The organism is Streptococcus sp. Marseille-P7375 (assembly GCF_902460365.1).
GTDB classification, from domain to species: Bacteria; Bacillota; Bacilli; order Lactobacillales; family Streptococcaceae; genus Streptococcus; species Streptococcus cristatus_I.
The window spans coordinates 985,759-1,008,947 of the sequence record NZ_CABPTR010000001.1 but is presented as its reverse complement, the minus strand read 5'-3'; the positions used below and the strand labels follow the sequence as shown (position 1 = coordinate 1,008,947).

The following is a 23,189-nucleotide window of genomic DNA, read 5'->3' as shown; positions in this document are numbered from 1 at the left end:
AAGGGAAAAATATGAATCAAACACGTCTCAAAAAACTCCTAAAAATATCGAGTTTCTTTCTATTCGCTTTTGTGACATATCATGTCTACTATCAATCTCTCGTCCCTCATCTTACAGCCAGGAACGAGGAAGATGCTAGACTGAGCCAGTCCAAATATCAAATCGCCTATGGTCAAGTAAGAGATTTCCAAAAAATCGGAAATTTTGCTTTGGCTATTGATATGTTTGGTGATGTCCAGCAAAAGGAAGGCTACATTATTGCTCAGAATTATCGCATTCCCAAAACTCAGGATCCTTCTGAGGGGCAAGCATTTTATGACAAAGAAAAGTCTGAGTATTTTTATCAAATTGATATTTACAAAGAGGATGAAGGGATTCAGTCGCTGAGGAAGATTGATGTAAAAGATATCCTTCTCAAAGAAAAGAAGAAATATAAGATCATCAGTACGGCGAAAATAGATGCTTTTGACTCACCAACCAAGGCTCCCTATTTGGAAATAGGGCTGGAAGAAATCGATGGAGATACTCGAGAGTTCTCTCTTATAATTGATTTACAGACCTTAGAAAGTCGCATTACTCGCCTTATAGGCTCTTCATCTGAGGAAAAAATCACTAGCAGGACTAATAGAGAATTATCGGTTGTCAGAGCCAATCCTGTCTTTGCAGAGCGCTTGAAGAATCTGAGCTTCGTTATTGCTAGTAATGATACCATCACAATGCGACCATATCAGGGAGGAGAACTCATCAATCTCTACCAAGAATATCCTCATATTTTTGAAATGACTAAAAAAGGTAGTTTTACGATCTACCCACAGTTTCAATACAAAGAAGATTTAACTCAACAAGTTTCAAATTTTGCTAATCTTTTCAATTATCCAGGTGAGGCTCCCTTTTGGTCTGCTCAACAGAAACAAGATTACGAGGCAGACCGAGCTTTAAAACAGACAAAAGATTTATCGACTTCCCTTTCATATGATTTTTTCATGGAGAGGGTGAAAGAAGAAGGCAAGCTTAATGCGGTAGAAGGAGTGATTCCTATCGGTTTTGATATCAATACTGGGGAAATAGTCACCGTTGATTTCAAAAAAGGACCTGTTTATCTCCAAAATTTTGACCTAGAAGACCATATAGATAGTCTAAGCTTTATGGAGTCCAACTATTCCTATATAAGGGATGTGCGGTTTGATCAAGTCAGTATCGACACAGCCATGTCTTATAAATTAGGTAGAAAATCAGTAAATGATTACAGTAGGTTGATTGAGGATTCTAAAATTAATAAACCGCGAGAGACACGCTACATCACTTGGCTTCAATATAAAGCAAATAACAATGTACATGAATCCGATATGAATATCGTTAAGGGAATTGTGGATCAAGGGATCTTGTACAAAATCTTCTCCATATTTAGTCTTGAAGAAGGGCAGATGACAGTGAATCAGACTGGGACCAACAGCAATCTTGCAGTAGGGAAGACCAAAATATTAGTACAAAATGGCCATCAGCTTCTTGATTCATTACAGTTTGAGACAACTGATGTGCCTAGCTTGAATCACGATGAAATGATCCAGTCTGGTCGGATTATATATGTCCTTATCGATGGGCAGCTTCGTCAAGTAAAAGTTCCGGAGGAAAAGTAGGTGCAGAAGATAGTGATAAAAATAAAAAAATGCTTTCAAAATAAATTCTTTTTGAATGTTGCTGGCTATACCTTGGCTTTTACACTTGGTTTATTTTTGGCTTTTTATGTTTTTGAGAGGGAAAAAATAGCCATTCAGTCTGAGCAAAGACAGGCTAAAACATCCCAAGAAAAGAAAGCTACAAGAGCGAAAGATGAGACTGTTCAGATAGAAAAACTTGCAGATAAGATCTATATGGTAAAAAATCCTAATTCTGCCATCTTGTCTGATAAGTACGTCTTACAGCAAGAAATGAATTACTCTGATCAATCCTTCCACTTCGACAGCTATCAGGCCTTTAGTAAGGACAATAAACATAGCAACCATGTAAAAATTAAGCTTTTTAATCAAGTTGAAGCGTTGTATAAAGATTACGATTTAGTCCAATTGGCTCAAAAACTGCATAGTCAAGCTATACCGGGTAAAGTTAGCCATCAGCTCTATCAAGATCCTCAGGATGGGCAATATTATTTTGCTTGTGAAGTCTATCTACCGGGTGGTAAGGATGAAAATGATTACTCAAACGCTCATGAGGAGAAGCCTATCTATACTCTCTATACCAATATTGAAAACGGGCAGACCTTTTATCTAAAAGATTATTTTAAGCCCCTGAGTATCCGTGACAAGTATCCTGTCTATGGTGCTAGTAATCTGGATGACAAACTAGAGAAGTACGGCTTGGTTTTGCTCAACAGTCCGCATAACTTTACCCTCATTCAGGGGGAAGAAAATTTACAGATCAAAAAGTTAAAACTAAGCCAGCAATTTCCAAATGTAGAGGAAAAACTTGCTAGTGGCTGGAGTTTAGTTGTAACTGGAGAGGATTCTTATGAAACCAGTATCAGACTTCTAGCGTCTGAAGGAGAAACCGACCTCTATACAAATGTCAAACTAGATCGTTCTTATTCATCTGATGACCAAGATCATCTCTTAAAATCTTATCAGAATTTCCTTGAGTTATACAAGGAGAAATAAGCAAATTCCTTTCTATCAAAAAACATCGTTCCATATGAATCTTTCCAATGATACTTTTCATTGCTTTCATATGGAGCTTTTTTTATGCCTTCAGAAAGTTATTTTGGATTTACCAACTGGACATCCTTAAGAATATCTTTCTCAAACATTTGTAAAAGATCTAAGTCTTTATGACAAAAATCTTTATTTTTTTGACAAATATACTTGTCAAAAAGAAAAGAATCTGTTACAATGTATTTAAGTTAAGAAGAAAAGATAAAAGGAGGAACTAATGGAGATACTGTTTTGGTGTCTACTTCCGATATTTTCTGGTTTGTGGCTGACGTCATCCAGTGAATTGAAAAATGTAAAAAGGAAGTTGAAACGTTTAGAGAGAAATAAAGAAAGGAGTGGAGAAATGTCACGTTTTTTTAAAGAAATGATTGGGAAAAAACCGATCATCATTGGTGAAGTTTTCGGGACAGATTGCTGGGAGGTAGTTGATGCTGATGACGATTGGGTTAAGTTGAGTAAGACCAATAAAAAAGGTCAAACAAGAATGAAATTGATGCGAATTGACGATATCAAGTCTGTTGAACTGAAAGAAGACTGAGAGGTGCTGTCATGAAGCTGAAAAATCGACTTAAAGAGCTGAGGGCCAGAGACGGGCTGAATCAAACTGACTTGGCTAAGAAAGCCGGCGTGTCGCGGCAGACGATTAGCTTGCTGGAGCGGGATGAATACACGCCCTCCGTGATCATTGCTCTCAAAATTGCTCAGATTTTCAACGAAAGTGTCGAAAATGTCTTTCGCTTAGTGGAGGAAGAGTAGATATAAATGAGATGAAGTAGATACAATAATATCTTAGTGATTGTATTTATATTTTATTGGCCCATTTTGTTGCGATTATCTTGGGTGGTTTGCATATGCTGTCTTGGCAGCGACTGCTTGATTTTCCTCTGATAATTTGTGTTTATATCGTTGTTATGGCTGAAATGGATGCTGAGAAAAAAAGGAGAATTAGAATGAAAGAAAAAAGAAAGAAGTCAACTCGATACCGTTTTTGGAGAAATATTGTGTTTATTGCTGTGGGAGGTGTAGTGGGTTTTATCGCTGGCTCTCTGGTCGTTTATTATGACTTAGCAGTTAGAATTGATTTTAGCCAGCTGATTAGCCTGAAGGCAGTGCAAGATATCATGATAGTAGCCATATTTCTGCTTTTTCTAGGAACGCTTTATTATCTTCACATCAGCCGGGAAAGTATGTCACGCTTGGAGAAGATGGAAGATGACGAGGAGATAGAATCATTAGAACAAGCGGGAAATCGAGCTTATGCTCTAGCTGGTATTTTAACGAATTTAATGCAGATTCCCTTCATGTTTTATGCGGCTACTGGCTTTGCAGAGGGAATCCGTCACGCAGATTTTAATATTCTGCCAGTCTTTGGTAAATTTTTCTTCTTGGTTCTTTTAATAACTGTAGCTAGCATTCTAGTTCGAAAAGGATTTAAAACGGTGAATGGAGAAGAGCTCCCTCGCTATAGCAATGTCAGGGAAACCAGAGATTTCTTAATGGATAAGATGGATGAGGCAGAAAAACAGATTAATTATGAAGAAAATTTTGAATTAGTCATGAAATTAGTAAGCTTTATCTTTCCTAGTATCTATATTGGACTGATACTGTTAAATCTTCTATTCCAACTGGATACGATTTTGGCTTGGATTGCGGTATCGGTCATCTATCTTTATGTTACTGTCAGCCAGTACAAAATCGTTAAGCGTTATTACAAGTAAGAAAGTGAGAAGAGGCCTTATGTCACAAGTGATTCAAGTAGAGAATATTTCTAAAAGTTTTGGAGATAAAAAAGCTTTAGAACGGATTAATTTTCATATCGATCAAGGAGAAATTTTCGGATTTCTAGGACCATCTGGCTCGGGAAAAACAACCTTAATTAATATCCTGACAGGCCAGCTTGATGCCGACAATGGTCAAAGTAAAATCCTTGGTAAAGCTTCAGATGCTATTAATGCTCAGGATTTGGTGAAAATTGGCCTAGTATCTGATACAAGTGGCTTTTATGAAAAGATGACTCTCTATAAAAACCTGCAGATATATGCGAAATTATACGATTTAAAAAATGAGCGGATAGATGAAGTTTTAGAGCAGGTTGGTCTGTTAGAAAGCAGAAATATTGTAGCAGAAAAACTTTCGACAGGTATGAAGCAGCGGATGTTTCTAGCTCGGGCTCTTTTAAATAATCCTGAGGTCTTATTCTTGGATGAGCCAACGAGTGGACTTGATCCCCGTACTTCCAAGGTGATTCATGAGCTTTTGCTTGAGCTGAAGAAAAAGGGAACAACCATTTTTCTGACGACGCATGATATGCATGAAGCTAGTGCCCTTTGTGATCGACTGGCCCTGCTAAATAAGGGAGTATTAGTAGAATATGGCGAGCCGAAAGCTATTATTCAAAAATATAACACAGCCAAGAAAGTTAAAATTAGCTATGAAAATGGAGAAACCGAGCAAATTTCGTTCTCAGAATTGGCTACAAAAGACCTAAAATTGGCTATTACAGTACATTCTTGCGAACCTACATTAGAAGAAATCTTTATTCAATTAACAGGAGAAAAATTAGATGTATAAAAAAATTAAAGCTCTCACATGGCTGCGTACTCAGATTTTATTGACAAATTCTTCTTTGCTTATGTCCGTCTTGCTGCCCTTTGGCCTCCTATTTTTGTACAATATGATTTTAAATAAGAATGGCAATGCAGGCCAAGGACTATTGAAGATGATCCTGCCTATGACCTTTGCCATGAGTGGCGGCTACATGGTGTCTATTATGATGGCAGAGGACAAGGAGAAGCGTAATCTAAAAACCTTGATGCTGAGCGGGGTTCGTTCTGGCGAATACCTCTTATCCATGTTGGTTTATCCCTTCCTATTTACAGTCTTTGCCTTGCTTTTTTTCCCATATTATTTGCATGTAGACCTCTCTGGCAAATGGCCTATCTATCTTTTGATCAATCTCTTCATTATTGTTATTATCCTTTTAATCAATCTTTTTATTGGTGGTATTTCCAAGACACAATCTCAAGCTCAGGTTTATAGTTTATTTCCGCTGTTGCTGATTAGTTTCGTACCCTTATTTGCTAGTTTTGATAAAACAATACAGCATATTCTGCGGTTTACTTTTATGAATCCATTTATCAACTTCTTTGAAACAGGAGACTATTCTTTTAAAATTGAAGATTTCTCTAATTTGGTGATTTGGCTTCTTATTTTTATCAGTGCAAGCACTTATGTCTTGAGTAAAGGTCGAAAATGATGGAGGAGCCTTTATGAAACTCATTAAAAAAATCAACTTTATGGAAGAAAAGAAATATGTAATCGGTCTAAATGTAGCGGGGCTCTTGCTGATTTTTCCCTTCTCCATGCTTTTTGCGAAATTGACCCAGCTAATCTTCCGAGCCGATCATTATGATTTTTCGGGTCTAGATCTTGCCTATTTGTTAGTTTTTACCTTTATCCTTGTCGTCATCCATGAGTACATCCACGGTTTCTTCTTCAAGTTTTTTGGTAAAGGGAAGGCCAAGGTCAAGTTTGGTTTTAAAAATGGAATGGCTTATGCGACTAGTCCAGGAACTTTTTACAATCGTAAGGACTTCTTGGTCATTGGTTTGGCTCCCTTTGTTTTGATTAGCTTGCTTCTGACCTTGTTGGCCATGCTGGGCTTGCTCAGTTCAACTCTCTACATGCCTTTGGCTAGTATTCATGCAGCGGGCTGTGTTGGTGACTTTTACATCGCTTTGCTGCTGTTGGGCCAGACTGATGACATTCTGGTCGAGGATACTGAGGTTGGGATGAATTTTTACCAGAAAGAAGAGCCTAGTCAGGAATAGGAATCAGTGGCATTAGATACTTCTTGTAAAATGTCTATTAAAGAGTAATATACTTGATAATTTAATGATTTAGAGCAATGTTGATCCTGCCTAAATGGATGGCAGCGTGATACCAAATTCAAATTTAAGACAAATGAAACCCGAAGGACTAGGAGTTCCTTCGGGTTTTGTATATAAGAGAAAAATGCTTAGACAAGTTCGTCAATAGAAGTATAATCGAGATTCAAGCCTTCTGCAACTGGTCGGCTAGTGATGTGACCGTGATAGGTTGTGACACCTTCACGCAATCCAGCGTCGTCTGCAATAGCTTGTTTGAAGCCTTTGCCAGCCAACGCTTCGATATAAGGAAGGGTGACATTGGTCAGGGCGATAGTAGAAGTGCGAGCCACGGCACCAGGGATATTGGCTACTGCATAGTGGAGAACACCGTGTTTCTCATAAACTGGCTCATCGTGGGTTGTCGCGCGGTCAGCAGTCTCAATAACGCCACCTTGGTCAACAGCCACGTCAACAATAACAGAGCCGGGGCGCATTTGCTTAACCATATCGTCAGTCACCAGTTTTGGAGCTTTAGCACCAGGAATGAGCACAGCTCCAATCACGACATCTGCTTCGCGGACGCTTGCCTCGATGTTAAATGGATTGGACATGAGAGTTTGAATTTGGTTGCCAAAGACTTCTTCTAGCACGGATAGACGTTTGGCACTAATATCGAGAATCGTAACTTGAGCGCCTAGTCCCAGAGCGATACGGGCTGCATGAGTTCCTACAACACCGCCTCCGATAATGGTAACTTTACCTTTTGGAACTCCGGGGACACCGCCAAGGAGAACGCCAGAGCCACCTGTTTGCTTGGTTAGGAAATGAGCTCCGATTTGAACCGCCATACGACCAGCAACCTCACTCATAGGTACTAAGAGTGGTAGTTGTCCTTGTCCGTCACGTACAGTCTCGTAGGCTACCCCGGTAGTTTTAGCTGTTACCATAGCTTGGGCTAATTCGGGAGCAGCGGCCATGTGCAGGTAAGTGAAGAGTAGGAGGTCATCACGCAAGAATTGGTATTCAGCTTCCAGCGGTTCTTTAACCTTAACAACTAACTCAGCTGCCCAGGCTTCAGCAGCAGTGGCAACGATTTTTGCACCTTGCTTTTCATAGTCTGCATCTGCAAAGCCAGATCCAAGTCCAGCATTTGTTTCGATCAGTACCTGATGGCCTTTTCCTACAAGACTGTGTACACCAGCTGGCGTCAGAGCAACGCGATTTTCATTATTTTTAATTTCTCTTGGAATTCCGATTAACATAGAGCTTTACTCCTTTTTCTAACACTAGGATCTCCGAATACAGGACTACAAGGGGACCTAGGCCAATTATTGTGATGTTTTAATTTTAAAGGAAACTATCGCAAAAAGCAAGAAAAAAAGATTGTTTTGAGCAGGGAATTATGCTATTCTGTTAAGAAAAAATAGGAGGAAGAGATGGAAAATATCTATGTTGAGCTGAGTCAGCATTCCAGATTGGAAACGGAACGATTGATCTTGCGTCCAGTGACTTTGGATGACGCTCCAGCCATGTTTGAATATGCTTCAGACGAGGAGAATGTTCGCTATACCTTTGCGACCAACAAAAATTTAGAGGAGACCCGCAATAATATCGCCCTGTTTTATCTAGCCAGTCCTTTGGGGCGCTGGGGTATTGAGCTGAAGGAAACTGGCGACTTTATCGGGACGATTGACCTGCATAAGATCCGCTTGGACTTGAAAACGGCAGCTATCGGCTATGTGATCCATAAAAAATACTGGAATCAGGGCTACACGACTGAGGCCACTCGGGCAGTGCTTGAGCTGGCTTTTGAAGAAATCGGCATGAACAAATTGGTTGCCCTGCATGATATCGACAATCCTGCCTCTGGTCGTGTCATGCAAAAGTCAGGCATGATCTTTTCGCACGAAGAGCCTTACGCAGCCCTGGACAACCATGAGGAAGGGCGCATCGTGACACGGGTGCATTACTATCTGACTAGGGATCAATATTTTGCAAAAAAATGAGAAAGAATATTGACAAGTACCTATCTACATGATATAGTAGATAGGTAATGCTGATTTAGCTCAGTAGGCAGAGCGCATCCATGGTAAGGATGAGGTCGCCGGTTCGATCCCGGCAATTAGCACTAGATAAAGAGGTTGAGATTTTCTCAGCCTTTTTTGGTTTTAAATCAGGATTTCTCCTCGTTTAAATGCAATGCTTGTGGCTCTCATAGGCGCCCAAATATGATATAATAAAAGTAATATTAGCAAGGCAGGTAAAATATGTATATCGAAATGGTGGATGAAACCGGTCAGGTTTCTCAAGAAATCATCAAGCAGACTCAGGAAATCTTGGAGTTTGCGGCTCAGAAAACGGGCAAAGAAAATAAGGAAATGGCTGTGACCTTTGTGACCAATGAGCGCAGCCATGAGCTCAACTTGGAATACCGAGACACAGATCGGCCGACGGATGTCATCAGCTTGGAATACAAGCCAGAGCTGGATATTGCCTTTGACGAGGAAGACTTGGCGGATAATCCTGAGCTGGCTGAGATGCTGGAGGATTTTGATGCTTATATCGGCGAGCTCTTCATTTCGGTGGACAAGGCGCGGGAGCAGGCAGAAGAATACGGCCACAGCTTTGAGCGAGAGATGGGCTTTTTGGCGGTGCATGGTTTTCTGCATATCAACGGCTATGATCATTATACGCCGGAAGAAGAAGCGGAAATGTTTGGCTTACAGGAAGAAATTTTGACAGCTTATGGACTTACAAGACAATAAAAAAAACAAGCGCAAGTGGAAAAATCGAGATGTCATATCGAGTTTGGAGTTCGCTCTGACAGGGATTTTCACAGCTTTTAAGGAAGAAAAGAATATGCGGAGCCATGTTCTTTCAGCTGTAGCTGCCATCATTGCAGGTTTGATTTTTCGGATTTCAGCGACGGAGTGGCTGTTCTTGCTGCTAAGCATCTTTTTGGTGATCGCCTTTGAAATCATGAATTCAGCCGTTGAAAATGTTGTGGATCTGGCTAGTGATTATCACTTTTCTATGCGGGCTAAGAATGCCAAGGATATGGCAGCTGGTGCAGTTTTGGTGGTTTCTGGTTTTGCAGTTATTACAGGTTTGATTATCTTTCTGCCAAAACTGTGGGATATTATTTTTTAGAGAAGGAATAGAACAATGACTTTTAAATCAGGCTTCGTAGCCATTTTAGGTCGACCAAATGTCGGCAAATCAACTTTTTTGAATCATGTCATGGGGCAAAAGATTGCCATCATGAGTGACAAGGCTCAGACGACCCGCAATAAGATTATGGGCATTTATACGACGGATAAGGAGCAGATTGTCTTTATCGACACACCGGGCATTCACAAGCCTAAGACGGCTTTAGGCGATTTCATGGTGGAAGCAGCCTACAGCACGCTGCGTGAGGTGGACACGGTTCTTTTCATGGTGCCAGCTGATGAGGCGCGTGGTAAGGGCGATGATATGATTATCGAACGCCTGAAAGCGGCTAAGGTGCCAGTTATTTTGGTGGTTAATAAGATTGATAAAGTCCATCCGGATCAGCTCTTGGCGCAAATTGATGATTTCCGCCAGCAGATGGACTTTAAAGAAATTGTGCCGATTTCGGCTCTGCAGGGCAACAATGTTTCCCGTCTGATTGACATCCTCAGTGAGAATTTGGAGGAAGGTTTCCAATATTTCCCAGAAGACCAGATTACCGACCATCCAGAGCGTTTCTTGGTTTCAGAAATGATTCGCGAGAAGGTTCTACACCTGACTCGTGAAGAGATTCCCCACTCAGTTGCGGTGGTTGTTGACAGCATGAAGCGAGACGAGGAGACGGACAAGGTCCATATCCGAGCGACGATCATGGTCGAGCGAGACAGCCAAAAAGGCATTATCATCGGTAAAGGCGGCTCCATGCTAAAGAAAATTGGTTCCATGGCTCGTCGCGATATCGAGCTCATGCTCGGAGACAAGGTCTTCCTCGAAACTTGGGTCAAGGTCAAGAAAAACTGGAGAGACAAGAAGCTGGACTTGGCGGACTTTGGCTATAATGAGAAGGAATATTAAAAGAGCAAGAATTTTTCATTTCTGGTTATCGATTGAATTGTAGATAGGGAAATTGAATGAACAAAGACTATATTTCCTATATTCGCTCCAAGGTAGGGCATGATAAAGTTATCCTGAATTTTGCTGGTGGAATTCTAGCAGACGAGGACGGTCGTGTGCTTCTGCAGTTGCGAGGTGATAAGAAAACATGGGCGATTCCTGGAGGAGCTATGGAGCTCGGGGAGACTTCTCTGCAAGCAGCCGTGCGTGAATTTTACGAAGAGACAGGCATTGCTGTTGAAGCCAAGCGCTTGCTGAATGTTTATACGAATTTTGATGAATCCTATCCTAATGGTGACCAAGTACAGACGGTTGTCTTTCTGTATGAGTTGCAGGCACTGGAGGATTTTGATATTTCCAATTTTCATAATGAGGAAACACTGTGTTTAGGCTTTTTTTCTAAAGAAGAAATAGCAGAGCTGGAAAATGTATCGAATAAACACCGCCTGATGCTGGATGAGTATTTTTCGGACAGCTTTGCTATGGGGCTATGATATTGAGAATACTAAGAAAGGAGCTTTATGCCTGAATTACCTGAAGTGGAAACGGTTCGGCGTGGTTTGGAGCGTCTGGTTGTTGGCAAGACGATTGGGCAGGTGCAAGTCCGCTATACCAAGATGATTGGAACGGGAGTGGATAGCTTTGTCCATGACTTGCCAGGTCAGACCATTGAAAGGATTGGTCGTCGGGGCAAGTATTTGCTCTTTTACCTGACGGGCGGAGTGCTGGTTTCCCATCTGCGAATGGAAGGCAAGTATCTTTTTTATCCTGAAGCGGTGCCTGAGCGCAAGCATGCTCATGTTTTTTTTCAGATGACGGATGGTGGGACGCTTGTTTATGAGGATGTCCGCAAGTTTGGGACCATGGAGCTCTTGAGAAAGGATCAGCTGGAGCCTTATTTTGCTGCTAGAAAGCTTGGTCCTGAGCCGACAGATTCAGACTTTCTCTTGGCGCCTTTTGCAGCAGCTTTGGGTCGTTCCAAGAAGCCCATCAAACCTTATTTGCTGGAGCAAACCTTGGTCGTTGGGCTAGGGAATATCTATGTAGACGAGGCCCTTTGGCGGGCGCGGATTCATCCGGCAAGGTCAGCAGCTAGTCTGAAGCCTGCTGAAGTGAAACGGCTGCGTGAGCAGATTATAGAAGTTTTGCAGCTTGGGATTGAAAAGAGAGGATCAACCATTCGGACCTACCGCAATGCTTTGGGCGAAGATGGCACGATGCAGGATTTTCTGCAGGTCTATGGAAAGACCGGTCAACCTTGTGCTAGATGCGGCAGCCCGATTGAGAAAATTAAGCTGGGTGGACGCGGTACTCATCTCTGTCCTCATTGCCAGAAAGCGAGGTAGCTGTTGTGGTAAGAATTATTGGTATCACCGGCGGCATTGCTTCGGGTAAGTCAACAGTGACAGAGTTTCTGCGGCAGCAGGGCTATCAAGTCATTGATGCGGATCAAGTGGTGCATGAGCTGCAGGAGCCTGACGGACGGCTTTATCAAGCTCTTTTATCCGCTTTTGGCTCAGCTATCCTACAGGAAGATGGCCGCTTGGATCGGCCCAAGCTGGGAACTATGATTTTTGGAAATCCCGAAGTCTTGGCGCAATCCAGCCAGCTTCAGAACGAGATTATTCGAGAGGAACTGGCTAGCAGGCGAGATTTACTCGCAGAGACGGAAGATATCTTTTTCATGGACCTTCCCTTGTTGTTTGAGTTAGGATATGATAACTGGTTTGACCAAATCTGGCTGATGGATGTGACGGAGGAAATTCAGCTCAGTCGTCTTATGGCTCGAAATGCTCTCAGTCGGGAAGAAGCAGAAAAACGCATAGCAGCTCAGCTATCTCTCCAAGAAAAACGAAAGAGGGCGGACGTGCTGATTGATAATAATGCCTCGCTTGAGGGAACACGACAGCAGATTCGCGATGCTTTGCAGAAATTAGAAAGAAGATGATTCTATCACGATACAAGTAAATTGGAAACATAATCTGAAAATCGCCTGGTTTGGGAATTTCCTGACAGGTGCCAGTATTTCTCTGGTCACTCCTTTCATGCCCCTTTTTGTGGAGCAGCTAGGAGCGCGTGGTCACGAAGTGGAGTACTATGCAGGTCTTGGCATTGCCCTTTCGGCTGTTTCGGCAGCCTTTTTATCCCCTGTCTGGGGTAGTTTGGCTGACCGCTATGGCCGTAAACCTATGATGATTCGGGCAGCTACGGCTATGGTCTTTACCATGGGCGGCATTGCCTTTGTGCCTAATATTTTTTGGCTCTTGGTCTTACGCTTTCTCAACGGCGTTTTTGCGGGCTATGTGCCCAACAGCACCGCCTTGATTGCCAGTCAGGTTCCTAAGGAAAAGACTGGTTATGCGCTGGGAACTTTGGCAACTGGTGTCGTCGCTGGCAATCTCATGGGGCCCTTAATTGGTGGAGTGATTGCTGAAGTTTTTGGTATCCGCAATGTCTTTCTACTGATTGGCTTTTTCTTTCTGATTGCGACCCTGATGACGGCTGCTTTTATCCGAGAAGATTTTAGGCCAGTCACCAAGGAAGAGGAGATTGGCTTTGGGGAACTCATTCGCCAGATTAGATATCCCAAGCTCTTGCTAACTCTTTTTCTGACTAGCTTTGTTATCCAGTTTGCAGCCCAGTCTATCGGTCCGATTCTTTCCCTTTATATTCGGGAGTTAGGCCAAACGGACAATTTAATTTTTGTATCTGGCCTGATTGTTTCGAGTATGGGGCTGTCTAGTATGCTGAGCTCAAGTATTTTAGGTCGGATGGGGGATCGGATGGGCAATCATCGCCTGTTGGTTTTAGCTCAGTTTTATTCCATTATCATTTACCTGCTCTGTGCTCATGCAGGCTCGTCACTCCAACTCGGTTTTTATCGATTCTTGTTTGGTTTAGGGACCGGAGCCTTGGTGCCCGGGGTCAATGCTCTATTGAGTAAAATCACGCCTAAGTTTGGGATTTCTCGAATCTTTAGCTACAACCAGATTTTCTTTTATCTGGGTGGTGTCATCGGCCCCATGTCAGGCTCGGCTATTGCAGCGACAGCAGGCTATCATTCAGTCTTTTATGCTACAGCAGGCTTAGTGGGATTGAGTCTCCTTAGCAACCTTTTTTGTTTTGGAAATTTATTGAAAAAGAAGGAAATCTAGTGCGCGTTAAAATTCATTTGAAATGCTCCAGTTGCGGCAGTCAAAATTATCTAACTAGTAAGAATAGTAAGACTCATCCTGATAAGATTGAGGTATTGAAGTACTGCCCCAAGGAAAGAAAAGTAACCTTACATCTTGAATCTAAGTAGATTTTATGGTAAAATAGAAAAGATTTTAAGGAGTTTTATTTATGTATAGCCTATTATTAACGATTTTAGTCATTTTATCAGGTTTTATTGTCATTGCTATTTTCATGCAACCAACTAAAAACCAATCTAGTAACGTGTTTGATTCGAGTGCCAACGACCTTTTTGAGCGGTCAAAAGCACGGGGATTTGAAGCTGTGATGCAGCGTCTGACAGGATTTTTGATCTTTGTCTGGTTGCTGATTGCCTTGATATTGGCAGTATTATCTAGTAAATAAAATGGGCTCTGACTTTGTCTTGGCCTTTTTTTAAAGTTTAAAAGGGGCAATAACAAGAGTCCCTCATAGTATAGAAAGAAAGTATGAAAGAAGAAATCATAGAATATTTAAAAGAAAAGCAGCAGGCCAGCGTGGATGAGCTGGCGGCTGCTCTGGGGAAAGAGTCTTCCAAGGACTTTAGTGCCTTGGTCAAGATGATCTCCCAAATGGAAAGAAAGCATCAGATTCGCTTTGATGATGAGGGGCGGATTGAGCTTTACGAGAAAAAAAAGCAGGAGCGTCTGACGCTCAAGGGTGTTTTTCATGCCCACAAGAATGGCTTTGGCTTTGTCACCCTGAATGAAGAAGAGGATGATCTTTTTGTCAGCCGTAATGATGTCAATCATGCCATTGATGGCGATACGGTGGAAGTGGTCATTACCAAGGTGGCAGACCGCATCAAGGGAACGTCAGCTGAGGCTAAGATTATCGATATTTTGGAACACAGCCTGACGTCGGCAGTTGGCCAGCTGGTGTTGGATGAGGAAAAGCCCAAGTATGCCGGCTATATCCGCTCAAAAAATCAGAAAATCCGTCAGCCTATTTATGTCAAAAAGCCAGCTATGGTTTTGGATGGCACAGAGGTGCTCAAGGTCGCTATTGACAAATATCCGACCAAGAAACACAATTTCTTCGTGGCTAGTCTGGTCGATGTGGTCGGTCATGTCAATGATCCAGGTATAGATGTACTGGAAGTGCTAGAGTCGATGGATATTGTCTCCGAGTTTCCAGAAAAGGTCTTGGAAGAAGCCGAGCGAGTTCCAGACGCACCGACGGAGAGTGATTTGGAAGGACGTTTGGACCTGCGTGAAGAGATTACCTTCACCATCGATGGAGCGGATGCCAAGGACTTGGACGATGCGGTTCATATCAAGCGCTTGAAAAATGGTCATTTTCAGCTGGGCGTCCACATCGCAGATGTATCCTACTATGTCAAAGAAGGCTCTGAGCTAGACAAAGAAGCCCTCAATCGAGCAACCTCAGTCTATGTGACCGACCGCGTGGTGCCTATGCTGCCAGAGCGCCTGTCCAATGGAATCTGCTCTCTCAATCCCAATGTGGACCGTCTGACCCAGTCGGCTATTATGGAGATTGATGCCAAGGGGCGCGTGGTCAAGCATACCATTACTCAGTCTGTCATTAAAACGACCTTCCGCATGACCTACAGCGATGTCAACGACATCATCGCAGGTGATGAGGAAAAAGCTGCGCAGTTCAAGGCCATTGTGCCTAGTATTGACAGCATGGTTCGCCTGCATGAGATTCTGGAAAGCATGCGCTTTAAACGCGGAGCGCTCAACTTTGACACCAATGAAGCTAAAATTATCGTCAACAAGGAAGGCCGGCCAGTGGATATTGTCCTGCGTCAGCGGGGGATTGCTGAGCGCATGATTGAGTCCTTTATGCTGGTGGCGAATGAGACGGTGGCTGAGCATTTTGCTAAGCTAAATTTGCCCTTTATCTATCGGATCCACGAGGAGCCTAAAGCAGAGAAGGTGCAGAAGTTCATCGACTACGCCTCTAGCTTTGGGATTCGGATATACGGGACGGCTAGCTCTATGAGTCAGCAGGCTCTGCAGGATATTATGGAGGCGGTCAAAGACCAGCCTTATGAGGATGTCCTGTCTATGATGCTTTTGCGCTCCATGCAGCAGGCTCGCTACTCTGAGCACAATCACGGCCACTATGGTCTGGCAGCGGAGTATTATACGCATTTCACCAGTCCGATTCGCCGCTATCCGGACCTTCTGGTTCACCGGATGGTGCGGGATTATGGCAAATCTAAAGAAATAGCAGAGCATTTTGAGCAAGTGATTCCAGAGATTGCCAGTCAGTCTTCCAGCCGAGAGCGTCGGGCTATCGAGGCCGAGCGTGAAGTCGAAGCCATGAAGAAGGCTGAGTACATGGAAGAATTTGTTGGAGAAGAGTTTGACGGCGTGATTTCAAGCGTGGTAAAATTTGGACTCTTCGTTGAACTGCCCAATACGGTTGAAGGCTTGATCCATGTTACCAACCTACCAGAGTTTTACAGCTACAATGAGCGGACGATGACCCTGCAAGGAGAAAAGTCTGGCGTGGTCTTCAAGGTCGGTCAGCAGATTCGCATCAAGCTGGTTCGAGCGGATAAGGCTACGGGCGAGATTGACTTTGAATACCTGCCTAGTGAATTTGACCTGGTAGAGAAGACTAGCAAGAGTGGCAGAGGCAGGTCAGGCAAAAAGAGACGCCGTGAAGATGACAAGCGCAGCCATTCTTCCAAAGAAAAAGGCAACAGAGATAAGAAAGATAAGAAGTCCAAGAAAGGCAAGAGCCAGAAGGCATTTTACAAGGAACTAGTCAAGAAAGGAGCCAAGCATGGCAAAGGGAGAAGGAAAGGTCGTCGCGCAAAATAAAAAGGCCAGACACGACTACACCATTGTGGATACCATAGAGGCTGGCATGGTGCTGACCGGGACGGAAATCAAGAGTGTCCGGGCTGCCCGTATCAATCTCAAAGACGGCTTTGCCCAGATCAAGAACGGTGAGGCCTGGCTCAGCAATGTCCATATCGCTCCTTATGAAGAGGGCAATATTTGGAACCAAGAGCCTGAGCGTCGTAGAAAGCTGCTGCTGCATAAGAAGCAGATCCAAAAGCTGGAGCAAGAGACCAAGGGAACTGGTATGACGCTGGTGCCGCTTAAGGTCTATCTCAAGGACGGTTATGCCAAGCTCCTCCTCGGTCTAGCCAAAGGGAAGCACGACTATGACAAGCGCGAGTCCATCAAACGCCGTGAACAAAACCGCGACATAGCAAGACAGATGAAGAACTTTAATACAAGATGAAAGATCTTCAGGACAAGCTGTCGTATAAGATAAAGGGATATAATTTATAAAATAAAGCTTAATGTACGATATGAGCAAGAATTGACTACTGAATCATTTCTTGCTTTTTTGATAGTGATACCTTGAATGCCTTAGCACTTGTCAAGTCTGCTCTTTTCGAGTATGATAAAGACAGTTAAAATTTTGAAATTTGGCTTTCAGAGAAAGGATTTTTTATGACAGAAAAATTGCTAGCTTATAAACGCATGCCAGTGTGGACAGCTGAGACCATGCCCGAACTGGTCAAGAACAAGCACAATACCAAAGAGGGAACTTGGGGCAAAATCACTGTTCTCAAGGGACGCCTTAAGTTTATTGAGATGTCAGAGGAAGGTGAGGAGCTAGCTGAGCACATCTTTGAAGCTGGTCAGGATAATCCTTTCTCCCAGCCCCAAGCTTGGCATCGGGTCGAAGCCTTGACAGATGATTTGGAGTGGTATTTGGAGTTTTACTGTCGGCCTGAGGATTACTTCCCTAAGAAATACGGCAGCAATCCAGTGCACTCAGAGGTTTTGGAAGCCATGCAGACGGTCCGACCAGGACGGGCCTTAGATCTCGGCTGTGGTCAAGGCCGCAATGCTCTCTTTTTGGCCAAGCAGGGCTTTGAAGTAACGGCCGTAGATCAGAATGAGCTGGCACTGGAAATCCTACGTAGCATTGTCGAGCAGGAAGATTTGGATCTGCCAGTTGGGACTTACGATATCAACTCAGCTAGTCTGACCCAGACTTATGATTTGATCGTTTCTACCGTTGTTCTGATGTTCCTGCAGGCAGAGCGGATTCCAGATATTATCCGCAATATGCAAGAACATACAGCGCTTGGTGGCTACAATCTCATCGTCTGTGCTATGGATACAGAGGATTTCCCTTGCTCTGTTCCCTTCCCATTTACCTTTAAGGAAGGGGAGCTTGCCGAGTATTATAAAGACTGGGAACTGGTTAAGTACAATGAAAATCCTGGCCACCTCCATCGCCGTGATGAAAACGGGAATCGGATTCAGCTCCGCTTTGCGACTATGCTGGCTAAAAAAGTGAGATAAATTCTTTGAAGCTCAAGTCGGCTCTGCCAAAATCTCTAGTGAATTGATTATAAAGATTTTATAGTAGGATATTTTCTGATAAGACAAAAAATAATAGCCTTTCCTCTAAATAAGATGGGGCTATTTTTTTGTTTATCTGCTCTGATTTGAGAAAAAAGTAGAGGAAATATAGATTAGATAAAAAATATACACAATTTTGTGTAAACGCTTGCAAAAAATTTAGAAAGAGAGTATACTAAAATAGGAATGTTAAGGTATTACGGTTTATGTTGTTTAGACTGGGAGTTGATTCCAGCCCCGCAGATAGTCAAAAGGAGATAGACTATGAAGAAAATACTGCTCAGACTAATGTTCCTTGCAATGTTAGTTGCTCTTTTGCCTGTTCATGTGGCACAAGCGTGTTCTGCGTTTATTGTCGGTAAAGACCTGACAGCAGATGGCTCTACTCTATTTGGTCGGACAGAGGACTATCCCTACGCCCCTGACGGTGGTCGGCACAATCAAAACTATGTAGTTGTGCCAGCTAAGACCTATAAAGATGGCGATAAGATAGAAGACGAGTCAAATGGCTTTACCTATCCGCATTTGGCGAATGAAATGAAATACACAGCTGTCTACGACTCTGATCGTGACAACGGAAGTAACGGAAACTTCGCTGCGCATGGCTTTAATGAACTTGGTGTAGCTATGACAGCGACCGTTTCAGCAACACCAAATGACAAAGTGTTAAAAGAAGACCCACTTGTAAAAGATGGTCTTCCAGAAGCATCATTAGTTGACCTGGCTTTGCCTCGTGCAAAAACAGCACGTGAAGTTATTGAGACAGTTGCGAAAGTTCTGGACGAAAAAGGATCAGCAGAAGGAAATATCATCGTTGCAGCAGATAAGAATGAGCTGTGGTACATGGAAATCCTGTCTGGTCACCAATACGTAGCTATCAAATTCCCAACGAATAAGTATGCTGTCTTTGCGAACACTTACTATCTTGGTCACGTTGACTTGAACGATAAGGAAAATGTCATTGCTTCTAAAGATGTGGAAGAAGTAGCTAAAAAAGCAGACAACTATAAGACTGACAAAGATGGCAACTTTATGATTGCTAAATCATACGGACCTGATAAATATATGGAACGTAACCGTTCTCGGACCTATGCAGGTATCAAGTGGATGGATCCACAAGCAAAAGTAAATTATGACGATGAAGCTTTTGATCTCTTGCGCGAACCAACTGATCCAAATAAGAAATACACAGTTCATGATGTGATCGCTGAACAAAGAAATCGTTTTGAACACTTGCCAGAATATAAAGCAGATGACTTAGTTGAAGTCGGTAAGAAGATCGATGGCAATGTTTACAAATATGCACTAGGTAACGAAAACGTAATCGACGCCCACGTTTATCAAATCAAACCAAACCTACCAAATGCCTTTGGTGGTGTTATGTGGCTGGGTCTGGCACAAAGTCGCAACACACCATATGTACCATTCTATGGTAATGTAGAAGATACTTACGAAGCTTTCAAGAACCGTTCTACTAAATATGACGGAAAATCTTGGTATTGGACTGTATGGCATATTGACCAAATGGTTATGAAATATCCAGAAATCTTTGGTAACAGCATCCAAGAAAAATGGAAAGAAAAAGAAGCTGAATGGGATAAAGAACAAACCGAACGTGATGCCAAATATGCAAACTACACAGATGAACAAGCCAAAGCCGCTGGTCCAGAAGTGACGAAGGAAGCCTTGGAACGCTCAGAAAAAATCTTTAAGGAAATCAAAGCAGTTGAAGCAGAGATGGAAGAAAAGATTAAGAAGGAAAAAGGTAAAGATGCAGATCTTGTCTATACAGGATATAACAAAGCAAACCTCTTAGCTGATGCAGAAAAAGGAAAATCAGCGGACAAAGCTAGCGATACGAAGAAAGATAGCTCAAGTCAAACTACTTGGATTGTCATCGGCGTATTGGTTGTGCTAGTTGCTGGATTCTTCGGATACAAACAATTTAATAAAAAGAAGGAGGAAGAATAAATTTTGAAAGAAAAGCTAGAAGCTTAAGACTTCTGGCTTTTTTCCTCTCTCGGATAATAAACCTATATCCTAAAATACTTAGTAAGGAGATGAGGATAGAAGATTAGAATTGTCAAAAAACTAGGCTCCATCTTGCTTTTAGCGGTAAATTGCTATAAAATAGATAGGGTTAAACATCAATACTTTTATATTGCAAATAGGAGAAAAGATGACAAAAAAATTAAAACGTCCAGAGGTGCTGTCACCAGCCGGTACGTTAGAAAAGTTAAAAGTAGCTGTTCGCTATGGGGCAGATGCTGTTTTTATTGGTGGTCAAGCCTATGGCTTGCGTAGTCGTGCGGGGAACTTCACTTTTGAGCAAATGGAAGAAGGTGTCCAGTTTGCGGCTGAGCATGGTGCCAAGGTCTATGTAGCGGCCAATATGGTCATGCACGAAGGAAATGAGGCTGGAGCTGGAGAATGGTTCCGTCGTTTGCGAGACATTGGGATTGCGGCTGTTATCGTTTCTGACCCAGCCTTGATTGCGATTGCAGCTTCTGAAGCACCTGGTCTGGAGATTCACTTGTCAACGCAGGCTAGTGCAACCAACTATGAAACGCTTGAGTTTTGGAAAAATCTTGGTTTGACACGGGTTGTTTTGGCACGTGAGGTTTCCATGGCTGAGCTGGCTGAGATTCGCAAGCGTACCGATGTAGAAATCGAAGCTTTCGTTCATGGGGCTATGTGTATTTCTTACTCTGGCCGTTGTACCCTTTCCAATCACATGAGTATGCGTGATGCCAACCGAGGCGGTTGCTCACAATCTTGTCGTTGGAAATATGATTTGTACGACATGCCTTTCGGACAAGAACGCAAGAGTTTGAAGGGTGAAATTCCAGAAGAATTCTCAATGTCAGCTGTTGATATGTCCATGATTGATCATATTCCTGATATGATTGAAAATGGTGTCGATAGTTTGAAAATCGAAGGTCGGATGAAGTCTATTCACTACGTTTCAACGGTAACTAACTGCTACAAAGCAGCCGTGGATGCTTATTTGGAAAGCCCAGAAAAGTTTGAAGCTATTAAGCAAGATCTAGTAGATGAAATGTGGAAAGTAGCTCAACGTGAGTTGGCAACTGGCTTTTACTACCATACGCCAACTGAGAATGAGCAGCTTTTTGGAGCCCGTCGTAAGATTCCAGAATACAAATTTGTAGCAGAAGTGGTTGCTTATGATGAGGCTACACAAACTGCGACCATTCGCCAGCGGAATGTTATCCATGAAGGCGATCAAGTGGAATTCTATGGACCTGGTTTCCGCCATTTTGAAACCTACATTACTGACCTCCATGATGAAAAAGGGAATAAGATTGACCGTGCGCCAAACCCAATGGAATTACTGACGATTACAGTTCCGCAGCCAGTCCAACCTGGTGACATGGTTCGTGCCCGCAAGGAAGGTTTAATCAATTTGTATAAAGAAGATGGCACTAGTGTGACTGTTCGTGCTTAATTCGGAGCTAAGTCTGGAGAAATTTGCTAGTTAAGCAAGACTTGCCTGAGTTGATGCGAATTGATAGCAGAACTAGTTATCCTATAAATTCTGCTGTTGACTTTCAAAGAAAAAACTCTTCAAATCGCTTTTGATTTGAAGAGTTATTTTTTGAATTTGCGGCTTTCGGGCCGAATATCTTTTCTCTGGGCTTCACGGATGTTATTGGGAACTAGACTGATGCGTTGGATATCAGGCACACGGATGATGGTCGTCATGCTTTTTTTGAAATTTTTGACAATCAACTGTTGGCGGTCACGGTCATATTTGACAATATCTCCAGTAAAATTCTTATCCAGAAAAATAACATGGACACCAGAATTTTTCCGCAGAGCTAAGTCAATCGTATGTAGGATATGACTCTTGTCGTCCTCTTCCTGATCTGTCTTTTTATAATTGATAAACTCATTCGTCTTTTGTAAAATCATTTCGAGATATTTTTTCATAGATAAAATCTCCATAACTTGTTACAATATATTATATAATAAAATAAGTAAAAAAGTAAAATCTTTTACGAATAATGAGATAGAAAGTAGAAAAGAGGTAAAGTATGGCAGATTTTAAATTTGAAATCGAGGAAAAATTGCTCGTTTTATCGGAAAATGAGAAAGGTTGGACCAAGGAGCTAAACCGCGTAAGTTTTAACGGGGCGCCTGCCAAGTACGATATTCGCACTTGGAGTCCTGACCACAGCAAGATGGGTAAGGGAATCACCCTTTCCAATGAAGAATTTCAAGTTCTTTTGGATGCGTTTAAAAACGGGTAGAGAAAACTCTATCCGTTTTTTCTATTTCTCTGAAAAATAGGGATGGAATTTCAGACTCTTAAAAATAGGAATGCTGATGAGCGTAATTGCTACAATTTTTAAAAGATCAGGAAGAATGAAAGGTGTGACACCAACGGCAATGGCTTTAGAAAATTCCATATTAGCTAGAAAATGAAGTCCGATAACTCCACCGACGAAGACCAGTGTATCTCCGATCAGATTAGCCAAAAAGATCGTGTAAAACTTGCTATCCTTGCTTGTCAGACTGGAAGTAAGCAGCGCAAAGAGTAGATAAGCCCAGAGGTAGCCCGCGCTTGGACCAAAAAGTGCTTGAAATCCACCGCTTCCTCCGGCAAATACCGGCAGACCAATAGCTCCTAGCAGCAGATAAAGCAGAACAGACAAGACAGCTTCGCGGGTTTTAAAAATGGTTGCAATTAAGCCCACGGCAAAGGTCTGCAGCGTAATGGGAATGGTACCGATAGAGAAACTAAGCTGGGAGAGTACAGCTAAGAATGCAGCGCCGATAGCTGGGAGGGCAAGAAGAAAAGCTTTGTTCTTGTTCATAATAGTAAACCTCTTTTTAAAATTATGGTAACTATTTTAAATCAAAATAAAAAAAAGTCAAGTCTTTTTACATCAGACTAGACAGTTGTTTGC

At 42.5% G+C, this 23,189-nt stretch carries 27 protein-coding genes and 1 tRNA gene; 25 read left to right on the top strand and 3 right to left on the bottom strand.

All coding sequences use genetic code 11. The features are described from left to right. Positions 1-11: 11 nt before the first annotated feature. The 8 genes from FZ954_RS05215 (at position 12) to FZ954_RS05180 (ending at position 6,535) form a co-directional block, all read left to right on the top strand. The gene (locus tag FZ954_RS05215) at positions 12-1,637 is read left to right on the top strand and encodes a hypothetical protein (protein ID WP_148877598.1); all 1,626 of its coding nucleotides are present in this window, start codon (positions 12-14) and stop codon (positions 1,635-1,637) included. Then, positions 1,638-2,651, top strand: coding sequence for a hypothetical protein (locus FZ954_RS05210; protein WP_148877597.1), 1,014 nt, complete (start codon positions 1,638-1,640; stop codon positions 2,649-2,651). Between the two features lie 397 nt (positions 2,652-3,048). After that, positions 3,049-3,243, top strand: a complete 195-nt coding sequence (locus tag FZ954_RS11925; protein ID WP_235285268.1) for an aspartyl-tRNA synthetase — start codon at positions 3,049-3,051, stop codon at positions 3,241-3,243. An 11-nt stretch (positions 3,244-3,254) separates the two neighbouring features. Beyond that, positions 3,255-3,461 carry a helix-turn-helix transcriptional regulator gene (locus FZ954_RS05200; protein ID WP_148877596.1) on the top strand — a complete coding sequence of 69 codons (207 nt, stop codon included), beginning with the start codon at positions 3,255-3,257 and terminating at the stop codon, positions 3,459-3,461. 194 nt (positions 3,462-3,655) lie between these two features. Next, positions 3,656-4,423: a DUF3169 family protein gene (locus tag FZ954_RS05195; RefSeq protein WP_148877595.1), complete on the top strand. Its 768-nt coding sequence runs from the start codon at positions 3,656-3,658 to the stop codon at positions 4,421-4,423. A 19-nt stretch (positions 4,424-4,442) separates the two neighbouring features. Beyond that, complete coding sequence (locus FZ954_RS05190) at positions 4,443-5,276, top strand: ABC transporter ATP-binding protein (protein WP_148877594.1); 834 nt, start codon at positions 4,443-4,445, stop codon at positions 5,274-5,276. Further along, positions 5,269-5,961 (top strand): ABC transporter permease, encoded by a 693-nt coding sequence (locus FZ954_RS05185; protein WP_148877593.1) that lies wholly within the window; start codon positions 5,269-5,271, stop codon positions 5,959-5,961. The genes FZ954_RS05190 and FZ954_RS05185 overlap by 8 nt, the downstream gene beginning before the upstream one ends. A gap of 13 nt (positions 5,962-5,974) precedes the next feature. Continuing rightward, entirely contained in the window at positions 5,975-6,535 is a 561-nt protein-coding gene (locus tag FZ954_RS05180) for a DUF3267 domain-containing protein (RefSeq protein ID WP_148877592.1), read from the top strand. A 188-nt stretch (positions 6,536-6,723) separates the two neighbouring features. On the opposite strand, the gene ald is transcribed toward FZ954_RS05180, so the two are convergent. Further along, on the bottom strand, positions 6,724-7,836 hold the full coding sequence (ald, locus tag FZ954_RS05175) for an alanine dehydrogenase (RefSeq protein WP_148877591.1): 1,113 nt from the start codon (positions 7,834-7,836) through the stop codon (positions 6,724-6,726). Positions 7,837-8,010: 174 nt separating this feature from the next. On the opposite strand from ald, the gene FZ954_RS05170 reads away from it, so the two are divergent. The 16 genes from FZ954_RS05170 (at position 8,011) to FZ954_RS05095 (ending at position 21,724) form a co-directional block, all read left to right on the top strand. Then, positions 8,011-8,580, top strand: a complete 570-nt coding sequence (locus FZ954_RS05170) for a GNAT family N-acetyltransferase (protein ID WP_148877590.1) — start codon at positions 8,011-8,013, stop codon at positions 8,578-8,580. Between the two features lie 49 nt (positions 8,581-8,629). Beyond that, positions 8,630-8,702: transfer RNA gene (locus tag FZ954_RS05165), tRNA-Thr, on the top strand. A 139-nt stretch (positions 8,703-8,841) separates the two neighbouring features. After that, the gene (gene ybeY, locus FZ954_RS05160) at positions 8,842-9,339 is read left to right on the top strand and encodes an rRNA maturation RNase YbeY (RefSeq protein ID WP_015605451.1); all 498 of its coding nucleotides are present in this window, start codon (positions 8,842-8,844) and stop codon (positions 9,337-9,339) included. Next, a complete protein-coding gene (locus FZ954_RS11920) occupies positions 9,320-9,724 on the top strand; it encodes a diacylglycerol kinase family protein (protein WP_061909639.1) in 405 nt (134 codons plus the stop codon). Before ybeY ends, FZ954_RS11920 begins: the two co-directional genes overlap by 20 nt. Positions 9,725-9,739: 15 nt before the next feature. After that, entirely contained in the window at positions 9,740-10,639 is a 900-nt protein-coding gene (gene era / locus FZ954_RS05150; protein WP_048791656.1) for a GTPase Era, read from the top strand. Positions 10,640-10,695: 56 nt separating this feature from the next. Beyond that, positions 10,696-11,172: an NUDIX hydrolase gene (locus FZ954_RS05145; protein WP_148877589.1), complete on the top strand. Its 477-nt coding sequence runs from the start codon at positions 10,696-10,698 to the stop codon at positions 11,170-11,172. 27 nt (positions 11,173-11,199) lie between these two features. Beyond that, positions 11,200-12,024 carry a DNA-formamidopyrimidine glycosylase gene (gene mutM / locus FZ954_RS05140; RefSeq protein WP_148877588.1) on the top strand — a complete coding sequence of 275 codons (825 nt, stop codon included), beginning with the start codon at positions 11,200-11,202 and terminating at the stop codon, positions 12,022-12,024. Positions 12,025-12,029: 5 nt separating this feature from the next. Then, entirely contained in the window at positions 12,030-12,626 is a 597-nt protein-coding gene (coaE, locus tag FZ954_RS05135) for a dephospho-CoA kinase (RefSeq protein ID WP_148877587.1), read from the top strand. A 10-nt stretch (positions 12,627-12,636) separates the two neighbouring features. Then, a complete protein-coding gene (locus FZ954_RS05130; RefSeq protein WP_398587633.1) occupies positions 12,637-13,833 on the top strand; it encodes a multidrug efflux MFS transporter in 1,197 nt (398 codons plus the stop codon). Beyond that, positions 13,833-13,982 carry a 50S ribosomal protein L33 gene (gene rpmG / locus FZ954_RS05125; protein WP_005590723.1) on the top strand — a complete coding sequence of 50 codons (150 nt, stop codon included), beginning with the start codon at positions 13,833-13,835 and terminating at the stop codon, positions 13,980-13,982. Before FZ954_RS05130 ends, rpmG begins: the two co-directional genes overlap by 1 nt. 41 nt (positions 13,983-14,023) lie before the next feature. Then, a complete protein-coding gene (secG, locus tag FZ954_RS05120; protein WP_005590722.1) occupies positions 14,024-14,257 on the top strand; it encodes a preprotein translocase subunit SecG in 234 nt (77 codons plus the stop codon). A gap of 83 nt (positions 14,258-14,340) precedes the next feature. Next, on the top strand, positions 14,341-16,689 hold the full coding sequence (gene rnr, locus FZ954_RS05115) for a ribonuclease R (protein ID WP_148877585.1): 2,349 nt from the start codon (positions 14,341-14,343) through the stop codon (positions 16,687-16,689). Beyond that, positions 16,652-17,119, top strand: a complete 468-nt coding sequence (smpB, locus tag FZ954_RS05110; protein WP_002894882.1) for an SsrA-binding protein SmpB — start codon at positions 16,652-16,654, stop codon at positions 17,117-17,119. Before rnr ends, smpB begins: the two co-directional genes overlap by 38 nt. Before the next feature lie 215 nt (positions 17,120-17,334). Further along, entirely contained in the window at positions 17,335-18,198 is an 864-nt protein-coding gene (gene tehB / locus FZ954_RS05105; RefSeq protein ID WP_148877584.1) for an SAM-dependent methyltransferase TehB, read from the top strand. Positions 18,199-18,522: 324 nt separating this feature from the next. Further along, complete coding sequence (locus FZ954_RS05100; protein ID WP_148877583.1) at positions 18,523-20,229, top strand: C69 family dipeptidase; 1,707 nt, start codon at positions 18,523-18,525, stop codon at positions 20,227-20,229. A gap of 208 nt (positions 20,230-20,437) precedes the next feature. Next, the gene (locus tag FZ954_RS05095) at positions 20,438-21,724 is read left to right on the top strand and encodes a U32 family peptidase (RefSeq protein ID WP_048791652.1); all 1,287 of its coding nucleotides are present in this window, start codon (positions 20,438-20,440) and stop codon (positions 21,722-21,724) included. A gap of 143 nt (positions 21,725-21,867) precedes the next feature. Here the strand turns inward: FZ954_RS05095 and FZ954_RS05090 are convergent, their stop codons facing one another. After that, positions 21,868-22,224, bottom strand: coding sequence for a hypothetical protein (locus tag FZ954_RS05090; RefSeq protein ID WP_148877582.1), 357 nt, complete (start codon positions 22,222-22,224; stop codon positions 21,868-21,870). 89 nt (positions 22,225-22,313) lie between these two features. Here FZ954_RS05090 and FZ954_RS05085 point away from each other — a divergent pair, with 89 nt between their 5' ends. Continuing rightward, positions 22,314-22,529: a YdbC family protein gene (locus tag FZ954_RS05085; RefSeq protein ID WP_005590703.1), complete on the top strand. Its 216-nt coding sequence runs from the start codon at positions 22,314-22,316 to the stop codon at positions 22,527-22,529. Positions 22,530-22,550: 21 nt separating this feature from the next. On the opposite strand, the gene FZ954_RS05080 is transcribed toward FZ954_RS05085, so the two are convergent. Further along, positions 22,551-23,096: a biotin transporter BioY gene (locus tag FZ954_RS05080; protein ID WP_148877581.1), complete on the bottom strand. Its 546-nt coding sequence runs from the start codon at positions 23,094-23,096 to the stop codon at positions 22,551-22,553. Positions 23,097-23,189: the final 93 nt, after the last annotated feature.

Excerpts from the sequence above, each read along its gene's own strand:
- rnr (WP_148877585.1), top strand. The coding sequence starts at position 14,341 with ATGAAAGAAGAAATCATAGAATATTTAAAAGAAAAGCAGCAGGCCAGC.
- FZ954_RS05145 (WP_148877589.1), top strand. The coding sequence starts at position 10,696 with ATGAACAAAGACTATATTTCCTATATTCGCTCCAAGGTAGGGCATGAT.
- FZ954_RS05185 (WP_148877593.1), top strand. The coding sequence starts at position 5,269 with ATGTATAAAAAAATTAAAGCTCTCACATGGCTGCGTACTCAGATTTTA.
- FZ954_RS11925 (WP_235285268.1), top strand. The coding sequence starts at position 3,049 with ATGTCACGTTTTTTTAAAGAAATGATTGGGAAAAAACCGATCATCATT.
- mutM (WP_148877588.1), top strand. The coding sequence starts at position 11,200 with ATGCCTGAATTACCTGAAGTGGAAACGGTTCGGCGTGGTTTGGAGCGT.
- FZ954_RS05190 (WP_148877594.1), top strand. The coding sequence starts at position 4,443 with ATGTCACAAGTGATTCAAGTAGAGAATATTTCTAAAAGTTTTGGAGAT.
- FZ954_RS05095 (WP_048791652.1), top strand. The coding sequence starts at position 20,438 with ATGACAAAAAAATTAAAACGTCCAGAGGTGCTGTCACCAGCCGGTACG.
- FZ954_RS11920 (WP_061909639.1), top strand. The coding sequence starts at position 9,320 with ATGGACTTACAAGACAATAAAAAAAACAAGCGCAAGTGGAAAAATCGA.
- tehB (WP_148877584.1), top strand. The coding sequence starts at position 17,335 with ATGACAGAAAAATTGCTAGCTTATAAACGCATGCCAGTGTGGACAGCT.
- smpB (WP_002894882.1), top strand. The coding sequence starts at position 16,652 with ATGGCAAAGGGAGAAGGAAAGGTCGTCGCGCAAAATAAAAAGGCCAGA.
- FZ954_RS05195 (WP_148877595.1), top strand. The coding sequence starts at position 3,656 with ATGAAAGAAAAAAGAAAGAAGTCAACTCGATACCGTTTTTGGAGAAAT.
- ald (WP_148877591.1), bottom strand. The coding sequence starts at position 7,836 with ATGTTAATCGGAATTCCAAGAGAAATTAAAAATAATGAAAATCGCGTT.
- FZ954_RS05200 (WP_148877596.1), top strand. The coding sequence starts at position 3,255 with ATGAAGCTGAAAAATCGACTTAAAGAGCTGAGGGCCAGAGACGGGCTG.
- FZ954_RS05170 (WP_148877590.1), top strand. The coding sequence starts at position 8,011 with ATGGAAAATATCTATGTTGAGCTGAGTCAGCATTCCAGATTGGAAACG.
- FZ954_RS05100 (WP_148877583.1), top strand. The coding sequence starts at position 18,523 with ATGAAGAAAATACTGCTCAGACTAATGTTCCTTGCAATGTTAGTTGCT.
- ybeY (WP_015605451.1), top strand. The coding sequence starts at position 8,842 with ATGTATATCGAAATGGTGGATGAAACCGGTCAGGTTTCTCAAGAAATC.
- secG (WP_005590722.1), top strand. The coding sequence starts at position 14,024 with ATGTATAGCCTATTATTAACGATTTTAGTCATTTTATCAGGTTTTATT.
- FZ954_RS05085 (WP_005590703.1), top strand. The coding sequence starts at position 22,314 with ATGGCAGATTTTAAATTTGAAATCGAGGAAAAATTGCTCGTTTTATCG.
- FZ954_RS05090 (WP_148877582.1), bottom strand. The coding sequence starts at position 22,224 with ATGGAGATTTTATCTATGAAAAAATATCTCGAAATGATTTTACAAAAG.
- FZ954_RS05080 (WP_148877581.1), bottom strand. The coding sequence starts at position 23,096 with ATGAACAAGAACAAAGCTTTTCTTCTTGCCCTCCCAGCTATCGGCGCT.
- era (WP_048791656.1), top strand. The coding sequence starts at position 9,740 with ATGACTTTTAAATCAGGCTTCGTAGCCATTTTAGGTCGACCAAATGTC.
- FZ954_RS05180 (WP_148877592.1), top strand. The coding sequence starts at position 5,975 with ATGAAACTCATTAAAAAAATCAACTTTATGGAAGAAAAGAAATATGTA.
- FZ954_RS05215 (WP_148877598.1), top strand. The coding sequence starts at position 12 with ATGAATCAAACACGTCTCAAAAAACTCCTAAAAATATCGAGTTTCTTT.